We start from the raw sequence: 23,959 nt of genomic DNA, 5'->3' as shown, positions 1-23,959 counted from the left end.
ACAAGCCGCCCACCATTGGCCGAGCACTATTTTGATATCTGTGTCCATGCCCACAAGCCGACTGTTCAAATTTCCTTGCTCTAATTGGGCGAGAAACCGGAAATATCCGTTTTTTATTCGCAGTTTCTAAACCACCCACATCATGTAGGGCAACGATAGCCCCTCTGTAGCCATTTGCAAGCAAACGGACGACGGATACGAAATGAAAATAAATGTTAATTTTTATGGCTATTTAGCCTCGATTGTCTTGTTCACAATTTTCAGCGGTTGTGCGGGGCGCCAGTATTCCCATTTGCTGATGGATGACGATGTCGACATGGTTGGCAGTCATGCGGCGGGCGCGGCGACTTGGAACCCGCTTGTCGATGAATCGGTCGCCAAACTGCTGGGGCGATGCCCGCCCGCGGTCCAAACGGTCGGCTTTGATTTGGCTGGCCAGGCGACGATTGGGCAATTAGCCGGTCACCTTCCGCAAAGCAGCGAGATCGGTTCGGCACTGGCCACGGGACCGGCGAGCGTTTGCTTTATTGGGATTGAGAACAAAAGTGCGGAAGAGTTGCTTGACTTCAAGGACCAGCTCTACGAGCGAATCGACTCACAAATCAACTCAGCCGAGACGTTTCGCTGCATCAGCCGGCGGATGGTTGATGCAGCATTATTGGAAACCCGTCTGCGCCCCGATTCATTGTTCTTGCCAGAAAACCGGCAGATCTTTGCAGCATCCTTGGGCCGAGCCGGAACGCCAGTCGACTATTTGCTCTACGCCACGATCACAAGTGGCACGACGGATCGCAACAAGAGCAGCCAACGCGATTATGTGTTGACGCTGGAAATGGTCAATCTGCACACTGGCGATTTCTTGAAGGAGTCTGCGAAGATTCGCAAGGGATATTCTAAGGCCAGAACTGGAAAATGGTGGAATTACGGCCCATTCGGCCAAGCGGATGGTTAGTAGCCGAGTCTCTCCGAGACTCGGGTTTTTGAAGCAGACGTGTCGCCAGTAGCCGAGTCTCTCCGAGACTCGGGTTTTCGAAGTAGACGTGTCACCAGTAGCCGAGTCTCTCCGAGACTCGGGTTTTCGAAGCAGACCTGTCACCAGTAGCCGAGTCTCTCCGAGACTCGGGTTTTCGAAGCAGACCTGTCGCCAGTAGCCGAGTCTCTCCGAGACTCGGGTTTTCGAAGTAGACGTTTCGCCAGTAGCCGAGTCTCTCCGAGACTCGGGTTTTTGAAGTAGACGTTTCGCCAGTAGCCGAGTCTCTCCGAGACTCGGGTTTTCGAAGCAGACGTGTCGCCAGTAGCCGAGTCTCTCCGAGACTCGGGTTTTCGAAGTAGACGTTTCACCAGTAGCCGAGTCTCTCCGAGACTCGGGTTTTCGAAGCAGATGAGATATTCGTCTCGGAGAGACGAAGCTACTAAAGTTCTCGCATGAAATCGATCAACCCTTTCGTCGTTATCTTCATGCTGCTCCTTATCAGCAGCGGTGGGTGTGCTCGATCGCTAGCCCGCATCGATATGGCTCGCGATGCCTTTGTAGCGGGTGACCTGACGGCGGCAGAAGAGACACTGGTGGAACTTTCGCAATCCAAGGATCGATATTCGTCTGCTGCATCACTCGATTTGGCGATGGTTGAATTAGCCGCTGGCGATGCCAAATCGGCGGAACGGCGGTTTCGAAAACTACGGGATGATTTCGATGCCTTAGCAAGTTTTGCACCCATGCATGAGGCCGCGGCGATGGTTGGCGACGATACCGCACGCGTCTATCGTCCGGCGGCTTACGAGCAAATCATGATTCGTGCCATGTTGGCGGTTTGTTCTCTGGCAACCGATGGGGCGGACGCGGAAAGCTATGCACTGCAAGCGGCGATGCGACAATCGGAATTGGCCGAGGATGCGAAGAGCCGAGGGATCGAGAATGTTTCGGAGATCTACCAATCGATCGCATTCGCTCCCTATTTGCGCGGCGTCCTACGTGAAGCCACGCATCACGATTACGACGATGCTGCTCGTGCCTACCAACTCGTCAGTGCGGTAGAACCTCGCTTTTCCGCTGTTTCGAACGATATCGCCCGGGCTAATCTGGGAAGTCATAGTAACCCCGGACATGGGGTCTTGTACGTGATCGGATGCGTCGGACGCGGCCCCATTTTGAAAGAGGTCGAAGCACCGACGACCACTGCGGCAATGCAAATTGCTTCCTCGGTTTTGAACGTGACGGCGAATCAGAAGGATGACAAGAAGGATCGAGCGGTTGCGTTACCCAATATCGCTTCGGTTAAAATCCCGCAAGTCATCACGCCCCCATCGGAAGTGGTCGGATTGGGGGTGCGAGCCGACGGGGTCGCGATCGGTGTGACCGAGGTTTTAACGAGCGTTAGTGAGTTGGCGACGAAGCAGACGGAGGCCGAGATGCCATGGACGATCGCTCGAGCGGTGATGCGCCGTGCGGCCAAAGAGACGACCGTTGCGACCGTCGGCAATCAATTGGGACTCTCGGGAGCCGCAGGGTCGCTATTCCATTTTGCCGTAGCTTCGGCTTGGAGCGGCAGTGAACATGTCGACACGCGGTGTTGGGGGCTCTTGCCAAGAGAGATTCAAGTGCTCCGAGCCGAATTACCAGCGGGTGATTACACGATCTCGCTCAGCTCTATCGGAAGGTCGGGACATCCGATCGGAAGCGGTGTCGAACGCCCCGTGACGATCGTCGACGGACGAAACGAGTACATCATCGCAATCGCTCCTGAAACGACCATTTACTTGGCGAAGTGAAACTTCCAAGCTTGACTTGAGCGTCTCGTTTTTCCTAGGTTTCCCTGTCATGGAATTCTCTCTTTTTCGGTGGTTTTAGTATTTATGGCGTTTGGGCGACGCACGATCGATCGTCGGCGACGGGTTCTGTATTCAACTCAGCAAGCCGATCTGGTTACTTCGACGGCGGCTAGTCGCCGGGCAGCCGAGCATTTGCGCGAAGCTCGAAAGCCTACGGAGGCGTTTGGGTCGCGGGTTCATCGGCGGCTTCGCGGTCGATGGTTCTCGCTCGTTCCCGTTAAACGACGCACGCTCGTTGGCGTCTCAGGGGCGATGTTTTTAGTCGTATTGCTGCTTTTGATTGCCCATTATGCCTCTGTCGCTTGGCCATCGATTGCCAATCGTCCCGAGATTGCGCGTCCCCTTAGGCTCGATCGGGCCGATAGTTTCGGGAAATGGGTTGAAGCGATTTTGTTGGCCCTGTCGGCGGGGGCCTCATTGCTGATCTATCAAGTACGGCGCTACCGGATCGACGATTACGTGGGGCAATACCGATTGTGGCGTTTGGTCATTATCACCCTGGTGTTGGCGAGTGTGCATTCGTTGGTGGGTGTGGTCGATTGGGCAGGCGCGATCTTGGACAGCATGCTCGGACAACGCGTGGCATTGGCAGGAAACGATTGGCTTCGAGTCGTCCTTTCGCTTGGAGGAGCGATTCTGGCGCTACGGATGATCGCCGAAGTCCGTCGCTCGACTTGGTCTTTGCTGACAATGATCGCCACTTGGACCTTCCTTGCTATACCGGCGAGTGCCAATTGGAACTTCATCTCGGTCGACACCTTGAACAAATGGACGGTGGTAACCTGTTTGCCCCTCGTCGCGTCGGCGACTCTGTTTGCTTCGCTCGGTGGCTACTTAAGAATGCTTGTTCGGCAAGTACGTAAGTTAGACGAAAAGGATTCGATCGCTGACCGCTTGGAAGAATTCAAACAAAAATGGCTGACACGATCCAAGGATTCCAATGTCGAAGAACAGCCAAGCGAAAAAACAGGACCACGAAAGCCGGAACCAAGGCTCACAAAGCAAGCAGAACCAACGCCAACCCTCGAAGCCGATGCAGTGGATGAGCCGGCGAAGAAGAAGCGGCGATGGTTTGGGTTAAGAGCAGCCAAGACAGAATCGACTCCAAACGCGGATACTGATTCGGCCGCCAGCGATGAAGAGCCTGCCAAGCATGATGACTTGGCTGATGACTTGGCGCTACCGGAAGCGAGCGGCGGCGACGCGGGTATCAAGAAACGCCGCTTCTCACTTGGCTTTTTAAAGCGAAAGCCGAAGTCGCCCGCAGCGACCGATGAGGAAGCGAGTGACGGCCTAGCCGACGAGGATGAAGCTCCGGTCGCTGCTGCGCAGCCTCGCAAGCCGCCCCTCCAAGCGAATCGTCGACGCCAAGAAGATCTCGGTGACAGCGACGATGGGAACCCGTCCGTTCAGCAAGAGGATGTCGATTGGGATTCTCTTAGTAAGACCGAACGGCGGCGTTTGCGAAAGCAGCTTAAACGCCAAGGGCGTGCTGCATAAGGCGGCGAGCCACAATACGTAGTGGATCTTGTTAAAGATCCTTTATCAAACAATACGTAGTGGATCTTGTTAAAGATCCTTTAACGCATGGGATCTTTAACAAGATCCACTACCAAATCACTGCGAAATAGCATCAAACGTGGCGATCATTGAGATCGGTCGAAATCAATTGTTGCGAAACGCCAGCGGTGAACGATGGCCTCGGTGCCTTTTCCCGGCTGGGGTTGGTGTTTTTCCCCTTTGAACAATGGGCGGAACGATGGGCGGAACAATGGGCGGTTGTGTTTTGGGTTCCCCAGGTCGAAAATCGCGTCCCGTTCTACAAAAGGAGCGGCATCCATGGATCGGAGGAGTCCTTCGAAGCTAGGCTCATGATTCTTGACCCACGACGCTCCGCTATTCAATTCCGTTCCCCAAATGGGTCGAGAGGTTATCGGTGCGAAATGATGACGCCGGTAAGCCTTCGCGGTTCATCAAATTGGGTCGGTCTGCGTTGCCCCAAGCGAAACGAACGTTTGTCGGATGTTGGACTTGATCGCTATGGACGAAGATACTGTCACCCTGGATGACCGCTTCGGCAGGCACAAACACGTTATCTTTGCCAGCGATCGTGAAGTGCGAAAGTGGCTTTCCATCGCGACTCGCCAAACCGCTGCCAACGTGCTGAAACTGAATCTGAATTTGGTCCGAAACGATTTGGTGTCCCTTGTAGATTGGTCCCGAGTACACGAGTCCCTTACGGCCGTAATCTCTCGCCAGCGCAATCAAGGCTAACCGCTCACCCACGGGTCTCTTTTCTTTTGGATGGATATTGGTTTCGTCACCGATGTCCATGGTGACAACCATGCCGGTGTTGGGGACCGAGAGGGTTTTCAATTGAGCTTCGCGAAGGAGAGCGGCAGGAACTTTTGTGTAGCCGTACTTGAAAGGGGCGATTTGAACGAAGTAAAATGGAAAGTCACCTTGATTCCATTCCTCTCGCCAACTTTCGATCAGGGCTGGGAAAAGTTTTTGATACTGGGCAGGCTTTTCCACGTTCGATTCACCTTGGTACCAAATCACGCCGCGGAAAGCAAAGGGAACCAAAGGGTGGATCATGTTATTGTATAGAACCGATGGCAAGCCATGCTTGATACCTTTTGGCATTTTGGCGGATCGAGCATGAACGACTCCAAACTCTTTCATCAACGCGGGGTATTGTTTGCGAGTCTCATCAAACTCAGGGAAATCGCTTGCGATAATCTCTTCGCGGACCCAAGCTTCTGCTGGTGAGCCGCCCCAATTGGTTGAAATCAATCCGATCGGCACATTCAAATCCTTCTGCAATCGGTTGGCAAAGAAGTAGGCGACGGCGCTGTAAGTCAAAACCGTTTTCGGGTTGCATACGGACCAACGCGTTTGCACATCGTCCTGTGCCTCCAATGCTAGGGCTTGGGGAACTTCGCAGTAACGAATGGTAGGCTGGTTCGCCTTCGCGACGGCTTCGCCAAAATAGGTAGGGCCGAAACCTCTCATTTTCCACTGCATATTGGATTGCCCCGAGCAGATCCAAACTTCGCCTATGAGAACGTCGTCAAGCTTTACCGTATCGGATCCTGCCTTGACGACAACATTGTAGGGGGTATCTCCTGCTGCGGGCGTCTTGAGTGTGGTTTGCCATCGGCCACTTGCGTTGGCGGTGGTTTTTGAAATCGCTTGGTTCCAAGAACCAGACACCCAAACAGGTTCTCCGGGTTTGGCCATTCCCCAAATCGGAGCATCCGTTTGCTGCTGCAGCACCATCTTGCTTCCAAACACGCCCGCCAAGCGAAGTGCGGGTGTTTTGTCGTCGGATTGCTTCTGCAGCAAGCCTTGTTGGCGTTGTTCCTCGACAGTGGCTTGGCGTTGGCCGTACGTCAACGGAGCAAAACACGTGAGGAAAAGAGCAACGATGCACAATGGACGGATGATTGTCATGAGATCTTTTGCGGTAGGTAAGAGAGGGACCAAAACACAGTCGGTCGTATATTGTAAATCAATTGGGATCAGATGGAATCGAGCGAGCGGAGGGTGCCGCTTGGCTCGGGGGCCTCTTCAATCGAACGAATGGTATCGTTGATAAGATCTCGCCATTTGGCGTCCCCGCTACTGGTCAGTCCCTTGGCGGTCTGGCGTAGTGGCTCCAAATAGGGCTTGCCATGTCCAGCGTAGGATTTTAGTAGTTTCGCAGCTTGTGGCATTCGGTTCACTTTGCCCCAAGAGGTATCAGCCAATAGCATTGCCGAGACTTCCGCCCCTTCCTTAAGTTTCAATTTCGTGAGTATTTCCGCACAGGATATTCGTAGTTTGTTGCTAAACATAACGTTTCCGATCGAGCCGTGCTTAGCTTTCTCATAGATGAGTGGCAACAGAGCGACCAATTCGTTGTCGGGTAAAGCAGGCAATCCAATCGCGACGCGCGACGAAACGAGGCAATCTTCGTCATTAAGTAATCGCTTGATCGCGATACCTGCTGCCCGCCGGTCGCTGGGTGCGGCTAGCAATTTTCCTGCTGCAGCAGGTCGAATACTGATTGGAAAAAACATACTGCCGATCGCCTGGGTGAATACGGGCTCTTCGTTCTCATGCTTTGCCAAATGCTGTACCGCAGCTAGCCATGCGGCTTGTCGATTGATCCGGGCGAGTGCCTCAAAGGCAGCGATTCGAACGGTGACGTCACGATCTTCAAGCAATCGGGAACAGGCAGCAAAGTTGCTTGACGCACGAAGAGCCGCGATTCGTTCGATTGGGTCTCGCGACGTGAGTCGACTTGGTACGGTGGGAGCGATCTTGCGACGGCGTAGTTCGGTCTCACTCTTGTTTCGCACAATCGGTGACCAGGAAGCGAGCAGTTCTTCCAAGACTTTGCGATCGGCATTGCCGTAATCCACTTTCCCAGCGGCGATCGTTTCCGCGATTTCGGCACTGGTAAAGGAGGGGGGCTCTTTGACATTCTTTCCGGTGATTCGCAGTTTCTTCAGAGGGGTGGAGAAGTGAAGCAGATAGGCTCCCGGGCAATCCCAGTTCGAATAGGCGTTGCCGGGACGTTGTTTTGGATATCCCTGGTACGGAAAGCGAAGTTCATGGTCTCGGGCTAAATCGTAATACCAGCCGAATTCGTCCAGCCATGCGCCGGTCGCTTTTGGACCTGCGAGTGAAACCGCTGGCAATGACCAAAACATGTTAAAGAAATTCCCCGTGTGCCCCTGCTCGCGGTCGATTCCGTAGGAAGCCAACGCGGTGCGAACGTAATAGTTGGTTGCCTGTTCGTCGCCGAGCAGACTAAATAGGATCGCTGCCGCAGAGTTCTTGCCGTTGTCGTCGTGGCCGTATTGCAAGTTGGGCGGCCCGTCACCGTAGGGGATCGCTCCCAAATTGACGTGACGGCGAAAAAAGTCGGCACTAAGTGAAATGCTCTCGTCCAATCCATCCACCTTGACCCCGCATTCTCGAGCCAATACCAAGGAGATTGCACACGGTAATCCGACCGCATTGACCGCTCCATATCCGATCAACCGATCACGGCTGGTGTCCACGAAACTGTGCCCCCAAGTGCCCAACGGCCCTTGGCCTCGGACCAGATACTCCGTCAAACGTTGGATTTCCTTGAGTACCGTTTGATCCTTACTGGCCAGATAGTACTCGCATAAAAACAGATTGGTGAACGAGAATGACCAACAAGGCAATGACGAGTTGGGGGCGAGCGGTTTAGCGACGGTGTCATGAGCATAGGCAATCAGCATCTTGTGATAGCCTGGTTCGCCACTGGCCAACAATGCCAAGGCGTTGAGATGGCTCGGGAGCGAAGGTCGTCCCAGTCCACGACGATAAATCCCTTGGCAACCGGCACGCAAAATCAACTCCGACTTGCGACAACGAAAGGGCGCCGTATCGGCAAATGCTGGCAGTTTTGGCAAAACGATGGTCACCGTTTCGACATCGCCATCGCGAAAAACCTCCAAGTCCAATCTGCCGTTGGATGATTCGGCGGGTTCGATGCTGCGAGCAAAGGCCAGTCGGGCATCCGAATCGAACCGGGTATGATTCACGCCCACAATCACGTCGCCCGGCCTAAGTTGATTCGCCGATGGGCCGTTTGGGCTAACCTTTGTAATCAAGATTTGCCTCGATTCGGAGGTATCGCCCTCCGCCCTTTTGCCGCCAGCTTGGCACCACCCTCGCGCACCGATTGGACCCAGCGTCCAATCGTGCGCCGCCACTTTTGGCACTTGGTCACCTTTGGTGAAATCCAAAAGCGAAGCGGGAGGTTTGGGGTCTTGGTCCCCCCAGGCAATATTTTGAGATACCGGGGCAGCCGCCATCAAGGCGAAAAACAAAAAAGCTGTTTGGAAATTCTTCATCGATCTCTCGGAGTGCGTTGAAACGCATGGAAGGCAGGCTATGAAGTGAAGTCGCCGAAAAGGGACACAACGGACTGAAGTTGGTCCTTCAACGCATTCTAGCAGTCTAAGCTGCATTGGCGAACACTTCTTGGACGAAAGGGTCGTCTTCGCATGGTTTTGCGCACATCATCCGCGCTGTTGGCCGTCTTCGGTCAACTCGCCCGCGGATGTGCTTTCTCATAGATAGCCAACAAGTTGGCGGCACTGACATGTGTGTAGATTTGCGTCGTCGCCAAACTTTTATGGCCGAGTAATTCTTGGACGCTGCGAATATCCGCACCGCGGTCGAGCAGGTGCGTTGCAAAACTGTGCCTCAGCGTATGCGGACTCGTACGGGTATCCAAACCTACCCGAGCGATGTACTTATCGAGCATTCGTCCAACACTTCGCGTTGTCAAAATCTTGCCAAAACGATTGACGAACACCGGGCCCTGACGACCAAGCAATTCAACTTGAGGATCGCGAACGCGACGTTTTCGGTAGGCGACAATCGCTTTGATGGCATAGGACCCAAGCGGACTCATGCGCTCTTTGCGACCTTTTCCACGCACTCGCACGATTTGCTCGTCCAAGTCCATGTCGCCATCACGCATCGCCACCAATTCACTGACACGCAGCCCTGCCGAATACATCGTCTCTAACATCGCCCGATCGCGAAGCCCCGCCGTCTCTTTCGCTGGCGGTGCTAGCAACAATGCGCCAACCTCTTCGTTGTTCAGCACGTGTGGCAACTTACGTTGGCGACGCGGGTTGCGAAGTGGCTTCGCCGGGTTGGACGTCGCGATTCCTTGACGCATCGCAAAGCGGTAGAAACTACGCAGCGATGCGAGTTTTCGGGCAATCGTCGTTCGAGCATACCCCGCTTCCTGTAACGCCGCCTGAAACGGGCGCAAATCTTGCGGGGTAAGCGAGCCAGGATGGGGGACGTTGCCACGGGTCGTCGAGAGCCACTCGACGAGTCCAAATAAATCCTCGCGATATGCTTTGATCGTCAAATCGGACGCATTCCGCTCGGTTGCAAGGTACTGCAAAAATTGGGCGATCGCTCGCTGCATGGGTGGCTCACTGGATCGTGATCGTAGCTGCGGGTAGTCGGGATGACGACGCACTAATGAAAATCTTCGATCGACAAGCTGTCAAACTCCTCACTGGCCATCATGTCGTCGTCACTGGGAACCGCATCGCGAATTTTTCGGCTCAACATTGCTGCGTCATACCAGGAGAAATCAAGCTCCGGGTCGGCGGCAAAACGGGCGAGTTGCCGAAGCGTGTCATCGCGGTTTTCATCATCAAACAAAAAGATGAATCGCTCTTCGCCTTTGACCAATGCCAAAACGTTGACTTCCTTATCCATGGAGACGATTATCCGGTTGCTGTCTTGTCGAAACTTGCCATTCAGCCGAGGTTGCCCGGCTTGCCTGGTCTTAGTGTCGGCTAAAAGGCCAGCGGAGGATTAGGTCAGGTTGGTCACTTCCGCCTCTCGACTCAAGCATTTCGGTAATGTGCAAGTGACAACAGAAACGAACGAAATCATCGCTACGTCGCAAATAACCCTGCCATCCTCCCGGGCGTGCATCATCCCCCGTATTGACATAGTCGGAAAGGCGATTGGTAAAGTAAGAATCGTCCCCTCGGTACAACCTCGTATGGGACAATACAGGATCGTGATTGATTGCTAAAGCAGGTCTTACCGGTGACGGGGGGGCGGGGATCAAGTCGGTTGGGTCGGGCCAGTTTGGTGGCAGCGGTACTTCGTAAGCATTGGGGGCTTCGTAAGCATTGGGGGCTTGGTATGCCAAATCATCGAAGCATTGAGGAGAGTTGTCGCCAGCGATCGGATTGGAATCGGAAGCAACGATCGGCAACGGTAATTCGCCGCCAACTTGGTGAAGCTTGGTTGCGTCCGTCGGACCCGATGCTCCGACGGAACCGGAAAGGGTGCCGGAAAGAGTGCCCGAGCCCACGGCGGATTCGTCAACAGACAGCGGGGTTTGCGTCGCCAATTGGCTGCGAGCAAGTTCGAATTCGGCTTCGCGAGCAATGCGCCGCGGAATATGTTGTTCGTCCTCGGTTCCCCACGGCAAACCATATCCAGCGGGGATAGGATGAAAACCTTCGTTGGCGGCGTACCAGCGGACGGTCATTGCCATGCGAGGCGGATAAAAGGCCTGGTAATCGGTCACCGAACCAACAATCACGGCTTCGACACCCATCATTCTTGCCAACCGTTGGAAATCCTCGCCGCTGGTCGGTTCCCCGTAGGCTGCGGTATACTGCATCCACTGGACCCGAGTGACTCCCGTTGGCAGAACTTCGAAACCAGGAATCGCTTGAAGAGCTGCGTAATAAGCTTCGGCAACCTCGGTCGTGTTCAGGGTCGGATCGTTGCTTTGGTTAAAGAATGGCAACACTGCAACCTGTTTCATCTGAGGAAACGGGTTGTGGATGACTTCGCGAAACTCGGTATCTGGTACGAGCGAGCAGCCAGTCAAAACGACCGTAGCGGCGGCGAAGATCAATGCAGCAACGTATCGGCGAAGTTTCACGGGATGCCTCAATAAGCAACACGCGCATAATCTCTCCGCCCCCGCTAGGTTGATCGGACTTTGATCAGCCGACACTGAACCAATTCTTCGGTTTTTGGTGACTTTTCCGCAAACGCCAACCCCGATTGCTGCCAAATAGCCGAAAAGACGGTGTTTTCGTGCTCCTGCTCCTGCTCCTGCTCCTGCTCCTGCTCCTGCTCCTGCTCGTGCTCCTACTCGTACTCCTACTCGTACTCCTACTCGTACTCCTACTCGTACTCCTACTCGTACTCGTACTCGTACTCCTACTCCTACTCGTACTCCTACTCCTACTCGTACTCGTGCTCCCGTGCTCCCGTGCTCAGTCTTGCTTGGTACTCGAACAGGAAGTGTCTTGGACGTACGAGTACGAGTACGAGTACGAGTACGAGTGCGAAGTGCGAAGTGCGAAGTGCGAAGTGCGAGTACGGGTACGGGTACGGGTACGGGTACGGTACGGTACGGGTACGGGTACGGGTACGGTACGGTACGGGTACGAGTACGGGTACGAGTACGAGTACGAGTACGAGTACGAAGTACGAAGTACGAAGTACGAAGTACGGGTAAAACTTTTTGCTAGTCTTGGTAGCGATTTGCGAGGGGGGGGCGATTTTCGTCAGTATTTGTTGAAAAGTACCGATCGTGGTAGTGTTGATTGTTTAATCGCGTCCGCGAATTTGGTGATCCATTCGTTTTTGCGTACTCCCTGCCATTGGCTGAAATCATTGCAAACTTCGATTTCGATGCCGAGATAGGATTCAGCGGCAAATTTTGTTCTTAAGTAAGTTGTAAAACCGTCATCGCATCCTTGATACGGTTCATTGTGCCGAATCCGCAGCCGAGGCGTCGAATCCGAGAGTCGATCGACCAATTTGCTACTAAACGAAGCTTCACGGAGGCGGTTCGGGTCGTACAAGACCCCGACGTCCACGCCGCGAAGGATGCCACGAAACCGCCTCGTAAAGGTATGCATCGAGAGGTGCAAAACGGATTCGCCGCTGGCGACGCTATCCGAAATACTTGCTTCTACCTTTTGACGATAAGGAAAATAGTGTTCCTCAAGGATTTGTTTCTTGATCGCTTTCGGCAAACCGCCGGTGTAGCGGGAATACAACTGTGGATGATCGAGCGATCGGTTGAGTTCAACGAGCAATCGCGATATTTTCGAAAAAGTGATTCCCGCACTCAACCGTTCGGCCAATGATTTCGCGATTGACAAGGCACCGCGGTCATAGCCGCGATGGCTCGACAAGTCCTTTTGGGCTCGTGTGGAAGCGAATAGGGATTGGAACGACGGCGGAATCTGGCTCCCACCGTGCTCACAGGTTATCAGGGGTATCAAGAGAGGGCGTTTCAGGTGAAGGAGAAACAATCACTTACACAACCTTTATACTACCCAATTCGAGGGTAGCGAAGCTCGCCAGGCGTTCCGGATTGCTCCTCGAATCGTCGTTTGTATCCGAGCAGACTCGTTTCATGGCGGATTTCAGTTAAACTATGGTCCGTAGGGGGCCTTCGCTTCCACAAATATGAGAATATGAACCTTTACCTCTGTTTCGAAAGCGTGGCGGCGTGGGCGAAGAGCCGGATCTGATTGACCGAGCCTTGAAAGGCGATCGGACGGCGTTTACCCGTCTGGTCCTGCTCAATCAGGATCGTTTGTTTGCGTCGATGATCCAGGTTACCGGGTCACCCGACGAAGCCGAAGAAGTGGTGCAAGAGGCTTTCATTCGCGCTTTTGTCAAACTCGATACCTTTCAGCGCAACAGCCAATTTTTTACCTGGCTCTATCGTATCGCGTTCAATACCGCCCTGACACGCCGTAGGCGAAGACGAGCACGGGTGTCGCTCGACCAATTCCAAGAGAAAAGCGGCATCGAACTATCCGACGAACGAGTGCAATCCGTTGACGAACCGATGCTGCAGCAGGAACGGATCACGATGGTTCGGGCTGCGATGGACCAATTGACGGACGAACATCGTGCGATTCTCGTGCTGCGAGAAATGGAGGATCGGTCGTATGAGACGATCGCCGAAATACTCGACATCTCCATCGGAACCGTCCGCAGCCGGCTCAGTCGTGCTCGCGCCCAACTAAAACTTTCGCTCGAAGCGATCATGAAAGCCGAAGAGTCTTCGGCGAATGAGAGCTAGCCCGGATGATTCATTAGCCGTTTTGGCGATAGCCCGCTAACGCCAAAACGGCTAATACGCAGACTGTTTTTCGAGCAATGAACGTAAACGCTTGAAGGCGTAGACGTTAGCAAAACAATTTGCAAGCCCATGAATGATCCGGGCTAGCGCTTCGAGTTCATCGTGACGCTCACCGAGAGGTGTCTGAAAAATCGACCGTTGCGATTGGCCAAAACCCCGTGCGGCGCGACGGGCGTCTGAAATTCTATTTTTGTAGAAGTCGGGCTTGTGTCGCTCCTGTGTTTCTATTAACATAGAAGTTCTATTGAAGTAGAAGCTGCCAGCAAGGAAATACGAGCAGCCCACGGCATTCGAACTGGAAAAACCAAGATCATGGCGAGAAAGAAATCCAAACACCCCACCGCACTCGAGCTGGAGATACTAAAGATCCTTTGGGTGAAAGCGCCCCGAACCGTGCGGGAGGTGCGTGAGACCATGTTGGCGTCGGGGCGGGAGCTGGCGCATACGTCGCTGATCACGACACTGAATGTGATGTTCGACAAGGGGTTCGTGAAGCGGACCACGGCGAAGGAGAGTCGCGGCTATGCTTTTTCTCCTAAGGTTTCACGTGCGGATGTGTCTCAAGGAATGGTGGGTGATCTGGTCGAACGCGTGTTTGAGGGCTCGGCTTCGGCTTTATTGTTGAGCCTACTGGAGAATGAACAACTCGACGATGCTGACCATGCTGAGTTGCGCAGGGCGATCAACCGTTATCGAAGAGGAGAACAGACATGATGGACTGGGCATTGAAATTTACCCATGCGGCAGCGCACGTGTTGTGGGCGGGGGCGCTGGTAGCGTTGGCGGTGTTTGCGATCGAACGACTCCTGGTTCGCTCGGCGGCGGGGCGGCATGCGGTTCATTTGTTTGGGATGATCCTGACGATGCTAGTGCTGCCGATCGCGTTCTTCATGGCACCTCTGCAGAGTGAACGATCGGCACCGACCCCGGTGACGAAATCTCTGGTGACGAAATCTCTGGTAACGAAATCGGATCAAACGGCCGCGGCCCCCACCCCTGCGGTTGCCGGCACCGTTGCGATTACGGAGGCGCCTGCGATCGTGATTCAGGCAAGAGGTGTCGGTGATACGAAGGTGGTTGATGTTGAGTCCCCTCGGGCACCGGTTGCCGCTGAATCGATCGGGAGTGTGGAATGGATTGCACCGTGGGTGGCCGGTGCGTATCTGGTTGGTTTGCTCGGTATGCTTGTGCGCATGGGCTGCGGATTCGCAGGATCAGCTTGGTTGCGGCAGCGCGGCGAACCGGTCAGCGCCGGAGTATGGACCGACTCTCTGCGGCGACTGGGAGATCGGATGAAGCTTCGCACGCAACCGATGTTGAGGTGGTCGCGCGACGTCGCATCACCGGTGCTCATTGGTTTTGTGAAGCCTGTCATTCTATTGCCGGTCGCTTTGGCGAGCCAGTTGAGTCCGGCCCAGGTCGAAGCGATACTGGCGCATGAACTTGCACACCTTCGGCGAGGAGACATCTGGGCGCTCGCCGTGCAACGGGTGGTCGAGATGGTTTTGTTCTTCCATCCGGCGGTGTGGTGGATGAGTCACTGTATGGAGGCAGCCCGCGAGGAGGCCTGTGACGATCTGGTGGTCGAAGCGGGTTGTGACCCGGCGGACTATGCCGAGGCGCTGGTGATCTGTTCAGCGTACCGTCTGGAGCGAAAGAACACTCCGGCGAAGCTCGCTGCACAATTGGCAGCGACGGGAAAAGGCGAAAAACATTTGCGTCATCGCGTTTTGCGACTGATCGGCGGGGGCGATGACGGATTGATACGACTGGGGCGGACGGGCTGGGTATTGAGTCTGTTGCTGGTCGGTGGTGTGACATTGGCAGTGGCGGCGGCAGGCACGGGACGGACGGACTTGGCGGACTTTGATTTTGACAATCCACCGCCCGGTTATGAAAAGGGCATCCAGGTGGCAGACCGGAATCAACGGTTCACGGTGGACGGCCTTCCATTCCAGGCGAGCCCGCTGCGATGGGAGCAGGAAGGGTGGCTGCGACTGCCGAAGGACCAGCAAGGACCGGGCGAAGAGTTATTCCTGAACTTGGGTGTCTCGGGCGGATATGAGATCGTTGAGATTCGCTTGTTCGACCACGCCACGCGTGAACTGATTCATGACAGCAAGTGGCGGTCTCCGGAGGTCAATCGTCCGGAATTCGTGAGCGAACGTATCGGCTTGGAAAACTGGCTGCGCATCAAAGAGACGGGCGGAACGCTTCCGGACACGATGGATGTCTGGCTGCGATTGGCCACCGAGCGCGGCGGCCACGTTTTTGTGCTGCCGGCGAAGACCGGGGCATCGGCGAGCCATAACGGCAGCGAGGTGGTCATCACCACACTTCTGGCAGGTTCGATGAACGGGAAGTCCGGCCCCAGCGGAGAGATGCAGTGGGATCTCGCCACGGTGCATGCTGAAGATCGCGAGCTTACGGTGAACATCGAGAATCGCGGAAAACGGCTTGATGGCCGGTATCATCTTGTGGCGGTAAATCGGGACGGCTCGCGTCACCCAATGGACGATACCCACTTTCGGGACTTCCAGAGAATGGGGCCGCACGCGTATTTCCATATGGATGTGGCGTTGGAGGATGTTGACCACTTTGAACTGATTCCTTTCAGGGATCGTCATAAGTTCTTTTTTAATGGACTGGAGGTACCAGTGCCAGCCGAACCGGTTGAAACGCCAGCAGGCAACAGCTTGGATGCTACTGCTCCAGACTTCAACAAACAGGCGTTCGCACGTCTGAAAACATGGGACACCTATTTGGAATCCCTTACAGACCCTTTGAGCGTTGATCCGGGCTATCCGACCTCGCAAATTGCGCGTACTCCCCAGGAATGGAAGGACCTGGAGCAGACCGAGCATTTTCTGGAGCGGGCCAAGTTTGCCGTATGGATCGCTGATGAACTGTTGCCGGCAATTGATCGGTATGGCAAGGACTTGAAGCAAGAGTTGTTGCAACGCGACTTTTCCAGTCGGCCGTTACACGAGAAAAGCCGGCTGGATCTGGCAGTGGTAAATCAAGCGGGCTTGTTGGGAAGAACAATCAGCCTGACACGCAAGCATCTGGCCGGCCCGTCCCGCTACGCAGAATTGGCGCATTATTCGTCAGAAAAACTGCTGGCGGACTTGTTCGAGGTTTCGTTGCGTGAGTTGAAACTCTTTGAGTTGGTGGATGAATCAGACACCGCGGAAACGTCGATCGCCGAGCAAGAGATTCGTCGAGACAGAGCGCTCAAAAATTATCGCAGCCGCAATGCATTGCATCTTCCTGAGCGTCTGAAACAACTGCCCCGATATCGGGCTCGCGTTGTGGATTCCTCTGGAAATGGTATCGCTGGCGTCGTTCTGACTTTTCACGCCGGATCGGAGCTGCTGGGAAGGGTCTTGAGCGACGAGAATGGAGATCTCCTTCTTCCCGCCGTCGATTTCGGGCAGACGATTACGATCACTTCCCAAGCCCAGGAAAACTGGCCGCGTAATGAAATGACAACAACCCGGCGTGAGGACGGAACCTTCGATCGCCATGAGATCGAACTTCGTGGCACGGTGCCGTCGGAAACCTCCAGTCCCAATGGGATCTACCGGGTCCGCCCCTCCGACTCAAACGAGAAAGGCATTGAAGTTTCACGCAGCGACACCGATGGAACCGTGATTCTGCTGGACCGTTTGACCGATCAATTCGGCACGCCCTCCATGACATCGATCGCAAACGACAACACACGTTTTCGGATTGATCTGAAAGCGGCCGGGCCGTTCGCCGAGGGCGAGGGCATCGGCCACATGGCCCTCGTGATCGACGGGCTCTGCACGACGGTCTGGAGTCATTCCGATCCCGACAAGCAACACCGGATGGACCTTTCATCCCAAGTCGTCGGCAATGAGGCGCCGGCAAGATTCGCCGCCGAACTCGGGATCGAGCCAAAATTGCGGCGTCACCCCGGCCACAAGATGGAGGTCCGCTTTTCACCGACGAAACCGGCATTCAAGCTGGGCGAACCGGTTATCCTCCGAATGGAGGTCAAGAATGTCAGCGATAAAAACTTCTCCTTTGTAGACGGCGGTCAGCAGCGCGGTCCGCGCAACAACCAGTTTGGCTTCACCGCGTTTCGAGGATCCGGCAATGGGCCGGAAGTCCCCGATACCGGAGATCCGTCTAGCGCTGGAGGGAAGCTTAGATTCATCACTCTCGAACCCGGCCAGGTTTTTGAGAAGGAGGTGGATCTCACCAAGTGGTTCGATCTCGCCCAGCCCGACATCTACAAGATCGACGGACGCTTTGAAATGGTAATTAACAAGGATGCCGGCCAGCACCTGTTCGGCTGGGATGACATGGCGACAGGTACAACGTTGGTTACGATTGCGAAGGAGGGAGCCACGGTTGAGGACGCGGATCTGCCGAAGTCGATCCAGGAGAAACGGGACCGGCTGCTGGCCGAATTGCTCGCGGCACTCAAAGCGGCAGGCGTTACCAACTACAAGCTGAACAACGACGGCCAGATCGATGACCTTTATCTCGGACGTCTAGCAACGGACGAATTGCTCGCGATGCTCCAGGGGCAACGTTCTATCCGTCGACTGAATCTCGAAACGGCAAACGTCAGCGAAGATGCGCTGTCCGTTCTGGGAAGCCTTGATCGGTTGGAATACCTGAGTCTCTACGAGACTGGGCTGACCGACGCTGGACTTGCGCATATCGCATCGAATACCCGGCTAAAAGAGCTGGTTTTGCATGGTAACAACATCACCGACGCCGGTCTTCGCCACCTGCGGGGAATGCAAGAGTTGCGTAAATTGTCGATAAACAACACGCTGTCAGTTAAGTCCAACATGCAAATCGGCGATGAAGGCATGAAGCACCTTGGGCAACTTCGTTCGCTTGAACTTCTCGACCTACAGAAGACCGACGTTACGAGCAAGGGGCTCGAACAACTCGCCGATCTTCCGAACGTGAAAATGCTTTTACTCGCCGGCGCGGCGATTGACGATGCGGCCCGTGCGCCTATTTCGCGTATGAGGACGTTACGCAACCTCGGTCTCAGGAATACGAAGGTAACCGACCGGGGGCTTCAGAGGCTCTTAAAAGAAGGCCCGCCCCTCGAACGCCTGAGTCTGCAAAGCGATAACACTACCGACACGGCACTTGCCGCAATCGGTGAGAAGGCAAGCCTTACGAGCCTTGAACTTACGGGCCGACGTTTCACGGACGATGGCCTGGCGAATCTCGCGAACCTGCAGCAGCTCGAACGGATTGATCTGACCGGGATGTCGATTCATCCAATGGCGCCTGGCCTACAATTTACACACCGAGGACTTATGCATTTTGCGAAGCTGCAGAATCTTCGCAACCTGTGGCTCAACAGGATCACGCTCGGCGAGCAGGAAATCAACGCGTTGGGTCAGATCAAACAGTTAGAGCATTTGCATCTCATGCCGCCCGGCTGCAGTGATGACGAGATATTGCGTTTGAAATGGATGCTTCCTGATACGGACGTCTCGCCCTTCGGCGGCGATAGGATCGTAGGGGTCAACAAACCGGTCATCCAGGGCCGGGTTCTTGGCATCGACGGAAAGCCTGCAATCGGATATCGCGTGACGGCACTCCCAAGCGCGTGGAGCGGGAGAGGGGGTTGGCCGCCCGAGACGACTACCGACAGGGAAGGGAAGTTCAACTTCAGTAATCTGCCAGACGGCCCGTGTGATGTTTCGGTGACTTCCGTTCCGCTGACCAATCAGCCGAACATGCGGATTGAGGGCGTTGTCTTGAAGAAGCGCGAGCCAGCCTACGTGGAGCTATCGCTTGAGCAGAAGTATCATTTCGGCGGCCGTGTGACCAACGAAAAGGACGAGCCGCATGCGGGCCGCAACGTGCTGGCGATCTGGAAAGACCCCTCGGGCAAGCACACGTATAGCAGCAACACCAAGACGGACGCCTTCGGGCACTATCGGTTCGATGCGCCGTTTCCGATGGCGGAATCGATTCGACTGAACGGCGCGAATTCGTCTCGCGTCCCACGAAAATATAAGGTGGAGCATGGCCGCGACGATATCGACTTCAACGTGGACGCGACCGATGCCGAAACCGGCAGTGCTTCCGTGCCAACCGATCCCGGCAACACGGGCGAAACCGGCCGCGTGGTCGACTCCTCCGGAAACGGCGTGGGCGGAGCGAAGCTCCAATTCGTCAAGGGTGGGACGGTTGGCGATGATATTCTCGCAGAACGGTTTTCCAGACAGGACGGTTCCTTCGATGTGCCGCGATTGACAGGGCTGAGGCAGTTTCGCGTCTGCGTGGCTGCCGACGGCTATTATCCGCTCAATCGAGAGCATGCGCCGGTCGAAGGGCTTATCGACCAGCAGGGGCGCACACGACTGATCGACGGAGACGATGGCCTGAGCCGGACAATCCATTTGGTTCGCGCTGGATCGATTGAAGGGAAGGTGTTGGGGCCGGACGGGAAACCGCTCCGCCGGGCCCCACTGTCAATCTCGACATATTGTGACTTCGCACATATGTCGATCAGCACCGGGAATCACATGCGTGCCATGACCGACGACCAAGGCACGTTTCGGTTTGAAGACGTCCCGCCGGGAGAGATTGTGCTCTATTACCCCTGGGACGGCCCGACGGGTAGCGAAGTTCGCAGTGGCAAATGGCTCGCCCCTGACTCTCACAGCCAGGGCACTCCCAAGCCGCCCACGCAGGGAATCTGCTGGGTAAAGGTCCTGCACGCAAAGGAAGGTCAGGCCGTCGACCCAATCGTGGTCGATCTATCGAAGTCGCGTTGCGTTGTAGAAGGGCGCGTTACCGATGAACAGGGCGAGCCTGTCGGCAACGTCACCGTCCAGCCACTCTGGAAACGAGACGGCGGCTACTTCAGCGTCCACGGCAACGCTACTTTGCCCGCAAATGTCACCGATGCAGAAGGCCGCTATCGGATAACCGGCCTTCCGCCCGATGCGATTCACTTGGCGGTGTGGGGGCGAGGCTCGGAAAGGCAAATCGAATTCGAGCCGACTCCTGTCCATCTCACCGCCAATTCGCCTCTCCACCGCAACCTGAAAGTGCAGGTCAAGTTCCACGCGGCGCGCGGCAGCGGGGCGTTCGACGTGATCGCTAATCCGGGGCAAGTCGAGGTCCAAACGGAAGAGATCGCCACGGTCAATCCGCTGGAGATCGCCGAGCCGCCGAAGTTTGCCATCTATCAAGTGCTCGGTCACGAGAACGCTCCTTCATTTAACCGGCCGCAGGATTCGGCGCGCAGGCGGATTCTGTTCTCGGACAATGGCAAAGGCACGGATCGTTTTGACGCCATGAGGCCGGAGAACTATCCGTTGGCCGGATTGATATTGGCGGAACAACCGCTGCTGACGGAGGACGATCTGAGCGCCTATGGTTGGACGCGGCATGTGATGCGTCTGAAGCCGGGCGTGAGTGAGCGGCTACCAAAGCCCAGTGTGTGGGGCGTGCCGTTTGCCGTGGTCGTTGGTGGAAAGCCACTGTTCCTCGGCGCGTTTTGGACGGGACTCTCTTCCTATTCTGCAAACATGCCGATGATTTCTCTGGATCGCTGGCAATGGAATCTGCCGATTACAAATCCAGACTATCTGCCGCAGGACGCCATCCGCCTGGAGAACGCTCAGAGACTTGGGGGCGGAAACCTGCCGCGCGACCCGCGCCGGGACGAGCGTCTGTATCGCGTCCTCCAACAGGCGGGCAAGCTAGTTGATATTCGTTCCGGCGGCGAGCCGTGGGGTGAGGCGGTGGACGGCGTGACCGCGCGGCTGCGAACAGAACGCCAACCGCAGTGGTCGGAGGATTATGACACACCCTGGGTGCTGTTCGATTTGAAGAACGCTTCACAGGACTTGGAAGTATCGCTCAATGTTGGCGGTGCGCCGACTGAAGTGCTGGTGGACGGTGTCTTGTATCAAAACCACGAGCGCGTTGCTGGGCAGTTGCCAATTTGCAAGCCCGGCCAGAGCGCTATCGGCGCGACGCTGGTTCTGGACAAGCGATGGACGGCGGTGAAGAGCGTCAGCGGGTCGCCCGAGTTGAAACTCAAGCCTGGCAAGCACACCGTTCAGGCAATTGCCTACACTCTCCGCGCTGGGGAACACGTCGGCCAGCCAATCCGCGTGTTGAGCAATGCCATCGAACTCGTAATCAAGCCTGAACAGATGGACGCACCCATGCCGTTTGACGAATTGACAACCGTGATGCTGGATCCTGCCAATTTCAGAAAGGTGGCCGTTGTTCCTGGTGTTTCCGTGAATGAAGGTGCAAGGGACCGGTTCATCGTCATCGAGCGTTTGGCCCGGCTGTCTCGCGAGGAACAGGCAAAGTTGTTGCCGGCGTTCTACCACGACCTGGCCGCCCAAGCGGTCAATCCGGTCTTCGAGATGATTCTCAGCAGCAATCCGCACGATATCCTCGACCGAAAGGGTGGTCCCTATGACGGCAATACGGAACGCTGGGCACAGCAGCTTTCCGATGCCGCCCAGGACCTCACTCCTAAACAGGCAGCCGACAAGCTGGAAGGCTCGCTCTGGCAAAATGTCGCCAGCCGCGCTAGGGCCCTCCAGATTCTCAAAGCCCATCCCAAAGCCGTGACGGCCTTGATTGATGCTGATCTGAAAACGCAAGACAAAGCGGCCGTCGAACGGGTCGCAACGATGATCTCTACTCTCCAACGCCGAGAGTTCATACCACAGCTTGAGGAACTCTATCTGGCGAATAACGACGTCTCGAAAGTGGCCTATGGAGGACTTGTCTGGCTTTCTGATTCGACCGTGGTCACGACACTGCTGGCAGAGGTAGAAAATAATCCCAGCTCGATCAGTCGTCACGCACCCCTTTTCCTCCGCCCTTTGGCCGGAAAAATGGCACCGACGCTGTTGAAGAAACTGCTCGGCTCAACCGATGCCAATATCCGCTATCACGCAGCCTACGCCCTTCAGGAATGCATCGATCCCAAACTCGCTCAGCCGGTTGTCCGACTGGCGGGCGAGAAGGAAGCTCGTTCCCGGTTCCTCGCCGCGCACATGTTTCCCAAGCTGCCCGAGGCGTCCTTCAAGAAAGTTCGAAATGAACTCCTGCCACTATTGAACGACCAGGACGACAAGGTGCGTTTTTACGCCCTGCTGAGTTTTGCCAAGCGGAAGGACCTCGCGGCCGGCCCGGTCATCCTGGAGACATTACGGCGCAATGAACTTCCTGAGCAATACAAAGTCTGGACGATGCAGGCGATGAGTGCGCTCAGCGACAGCACGTGGAACTACTTCATGCATGAGTGGGGACCTGCCAGTCCGGGCAACCAGGAGGCCATCAAACGGTTCGAAACCTGGCTCAAAAAATCAGCAGACTGACGAGACCGCAAACTCGACGGACAACCAACGACCGACGTCATCCGAGGACACCATGCCCTAGGGTGAGCCCACGGAAATTGGACTGCGTACGCGCTTGCGGCTGGATGCGTATAATCAGGCACGGACGAAGACAGCCCAAAGTGGACAAACCGCGAGCTTGATCCAATAATTGGTTTCTTCCGAGATTCGTGTAAGGTTTCGGGAAAAATCAGGGTGTTATCTCTAGCCCGGCTAATACGCAGACTGTTTTTCGAGCAATGAACGTAAACGCTTTAAGGCGTAGACGTTAGCAAAACAATTTGCAAGCCCATGAATAATCCGGGCTAGGCATTTCGAATGTGGTCTAAATTTGCCCGCGAATCAAGCGAATGAACGCTAAGAATTGCAAGCCGACAAAAGCCCCTTCCCTGGTTTTTATTCGCGTCCATTAGCATGATTAGCGGGCAGAAAACCTTCCCCTTCTTGGCATTTCGAATGTGGTCAAAATTTGCCCGCGAATCATGCGAATGAACGCTAATAATTGCAAAGCGACAAAAGCCCCTTCCCTGGTTTTTATTCGCGTCCATTAGCGTGATTAGCGGGCAGAAAATCTTCTCCTTCTGGGCATTTCGAATGTGGTCAAAATTTGCCCGCGAATCAAGCGAATGAACGCTAATAATTGCAAGCCGACAAAAGACCCTTTCCCGGTTTTTATTCGCGTCCATTGGCGTGATTAGCGGGCAGAAACTCTTCCCCTTCTGGGCATTTCGGATGTGGTCAAAATATGCCCGCGAATCAAGCGAATGAACGCTAAGAATTGCAAGCCGACAAAAGACCCTTTCCCGGTTTTTATTCGCGTCCATTAGCATGATTAGCGGGCAGAAACTCTTCCCCTTCTGGGCATTTCGGATGTGGTCTAAGTTTGCCCGCGAATCAAGCGAATGAACGCTAAGAATTGCAAGCCGACAAAAGCCCCTTCCCTGGTTTTTATTCGCGTCCATTAGCATGATTAGCGGGCAGAAACTCTTCCCCTTCTGGGCATTTCGAATGTGGTCTAAATATGCCCGCGAATCAAGCGAATGAA

General features: G+C 55.1%; 12 protein-coding genes. 6 read left to right on the top strand and 6 right to left on the bottom strand.

All coding sequences use genetic code 11. The annotated features are described in order from the left end of the window. Nucleotides 1-202: 202 nt before the first annotated feature. The 3 genes from Q31b_RS21995 to Q31b_RS21985 all read left to right on the top strand — a co-directional run bounded on the left by Q31b_RS21995 (nt 203) and on the right by Q31b_RS21985 (nt 4,329). A complete protein-coding gene (locus Q31b_RS21995; protein WP_146601790.1) occupies nt 203-952 on the top strand; it encodes a penicillin-binding protein activator LpoB in 750 nt (249 codons plus the stop codon). A gap of 473 nt (nt 953-1,425) precedes the next feature. Continuing rightward, nucleotides 1,426-2,769 (top strand): hypothetical protein, encoded by a 1,344-nt coding sequence (locus tag Q31b_RS21990; RefSeq protein WP_231617758.1) that lies wholly within the window; start codon nt 1,426-1,428, stop codon nt 2,767-2,769. Between the two features lie 69 nt (nt 2,770-2,838). After that, nucleotides 2,839-4,329 (top strand): ABC transporter ATP-binding protein, encoded by a 1,491-nt coding sequence (locus Q31b_RS21985; RefSeq protein WP_146601789.1) that lies wholly within the window; start codon nt 2,839-2,841, stop codon nt 4,327-4,329. A gap of 396 nt (nt 4,330-4,725) precedes the next feature. Here the strand turns inward: Q31b_RS21985 and Q31b_RS21980 are convergent, their stop codons facing one another. From Q31b_RS21980 to Q31b_RS21950, 6 genes are all read right to left on the bottom strand, one after another. After that, entirely contained in the window at nt 4,726-6,285 is a 1,560-nt protein-coding gene (locus Q31b_RS21980) for a sialate O-acetylesterase (protein ID WP_146601788.1), read from the bottom strand. Nucleotides 6,286-6,353: 68 nt separating this feature from the next. Then, nucleotides 6,354-8,708, bottom strand: coding sequence for a DUF6288 domain-containing protein (locus Q31b_RS21975; protein ID WP_197172024.1), 2,355 nt, complete (start codon nt 8,706-8,708; stop codon nt 6,354-6,356). Nucleotides 8,709-8,902: 194 nt separating this feature from the next. After that, nucleotides 8,903-9,805 (bottom strand): tyrosine recombinase XerC, encoded by a 903-nt coding sequence (gene xerC, locus Q31b_RS21970; protein ID WP_146601786.1) that lies wholly within the window; start codon nt 9,803-9,805, stop codon nt 8,903-8,905. A gap of 53 nt (nt 9,806-9,858) precedes the next feature. Continuing rightward, nucleotides 9,859-10,104: a hypothetical protein gene (locus Q31b_RS21965; protein WP_146601785.1), complete on the bottom strand. Its 246-nt coding sequence runs from the start codon at nt 10,102-10,104 to the stop codon at nt 9,859-9,861. A 70-nt stretch (nt 10,105-10,174) separates the two neighbouring features. Then, the gene (locus Q31b_RS21960; RefSeq protein WP_146601784.1) at nt 10,175-11,296 is read right to left on the bottom strand and encodes a hypothetical protein; all 1,122 of its coding nucleotides are present in this window, start codon (nt 11,294-11,296) and stop codon (nt 10,175-10,177) included. Between the two features lie 634 nt (nt 11,297-11,930). Continuing rightward, nucleotides 11,931-12,656, bottom strand: a complete 726-nt coding sequence (locus Q31b_RS21950) for an N-formylglutamate amidohydrolase (RefSeq protein ID WP_197172022.1) — start codon at nt 12,654-12,656, stop codon at nt 11,931-11,933. 230 nt (nt 12,657-12,886) lie between these two features. Here Q31b_RS21950 and Q31b_RS21945 point away from each other — a divergent pair, with 230 nt between their 5' ends. From Q31b_RS21945 to Q31b_RS21935, 3 genes are all read left to right on the top strand, one after another. Continuing rightward, on the top strand, nt 12,887-13,468 hold the full coding sequence (locus Q31b_RS21945) for an RNA polymerase sigma factor (protein ID WP_146601782.1): 582 nt from the start codon (nt 12,887-12,889) through the stop codon (nt 13,466-13,468). A gap of 372 nt (nt 13,469-13,840) precedes the next feature. Further along, complete coding sequence (locus Q31b_RS21940) at nt 13,841-14,242, top strand: BlaI/MecI/CopY family transcriptional regulator (protein ID WP_146601781.1); 402 nt, start codon at nt 13,841-13,843, stop codon at nt 14,240-14,242. Then, a complete protein-coding gene (locus Q31b_RS21935) occupies nt 14,239-22,896 on the top strand; it encodes a carboxypeptidase regulatory-like domain-containing protein (protein ID WP_146601780.1) in 8,658 nt (2,885 codons plus the stop codon). Before Q31b_RS21940 ends, Q31b_RS21935 begins: the two co-directional genes overlap by 4 nt. Nucleotides 22,897-23,959: the final 1,063 nt, after the last annotated feature.

The sequence above is a fragment of the Novipirellula aureliae genome, from assembly GCF_007860185.1.
Lineage (GTDB): Bacteria > Planctomycetota > Planctomycetia > Pirellulales > Pirellulaceae > Novipirellula_A > Novipirellula_A aureliae.
This window is presented reverse-complemented; position numbering and strand designations above follow the sequence as displayed.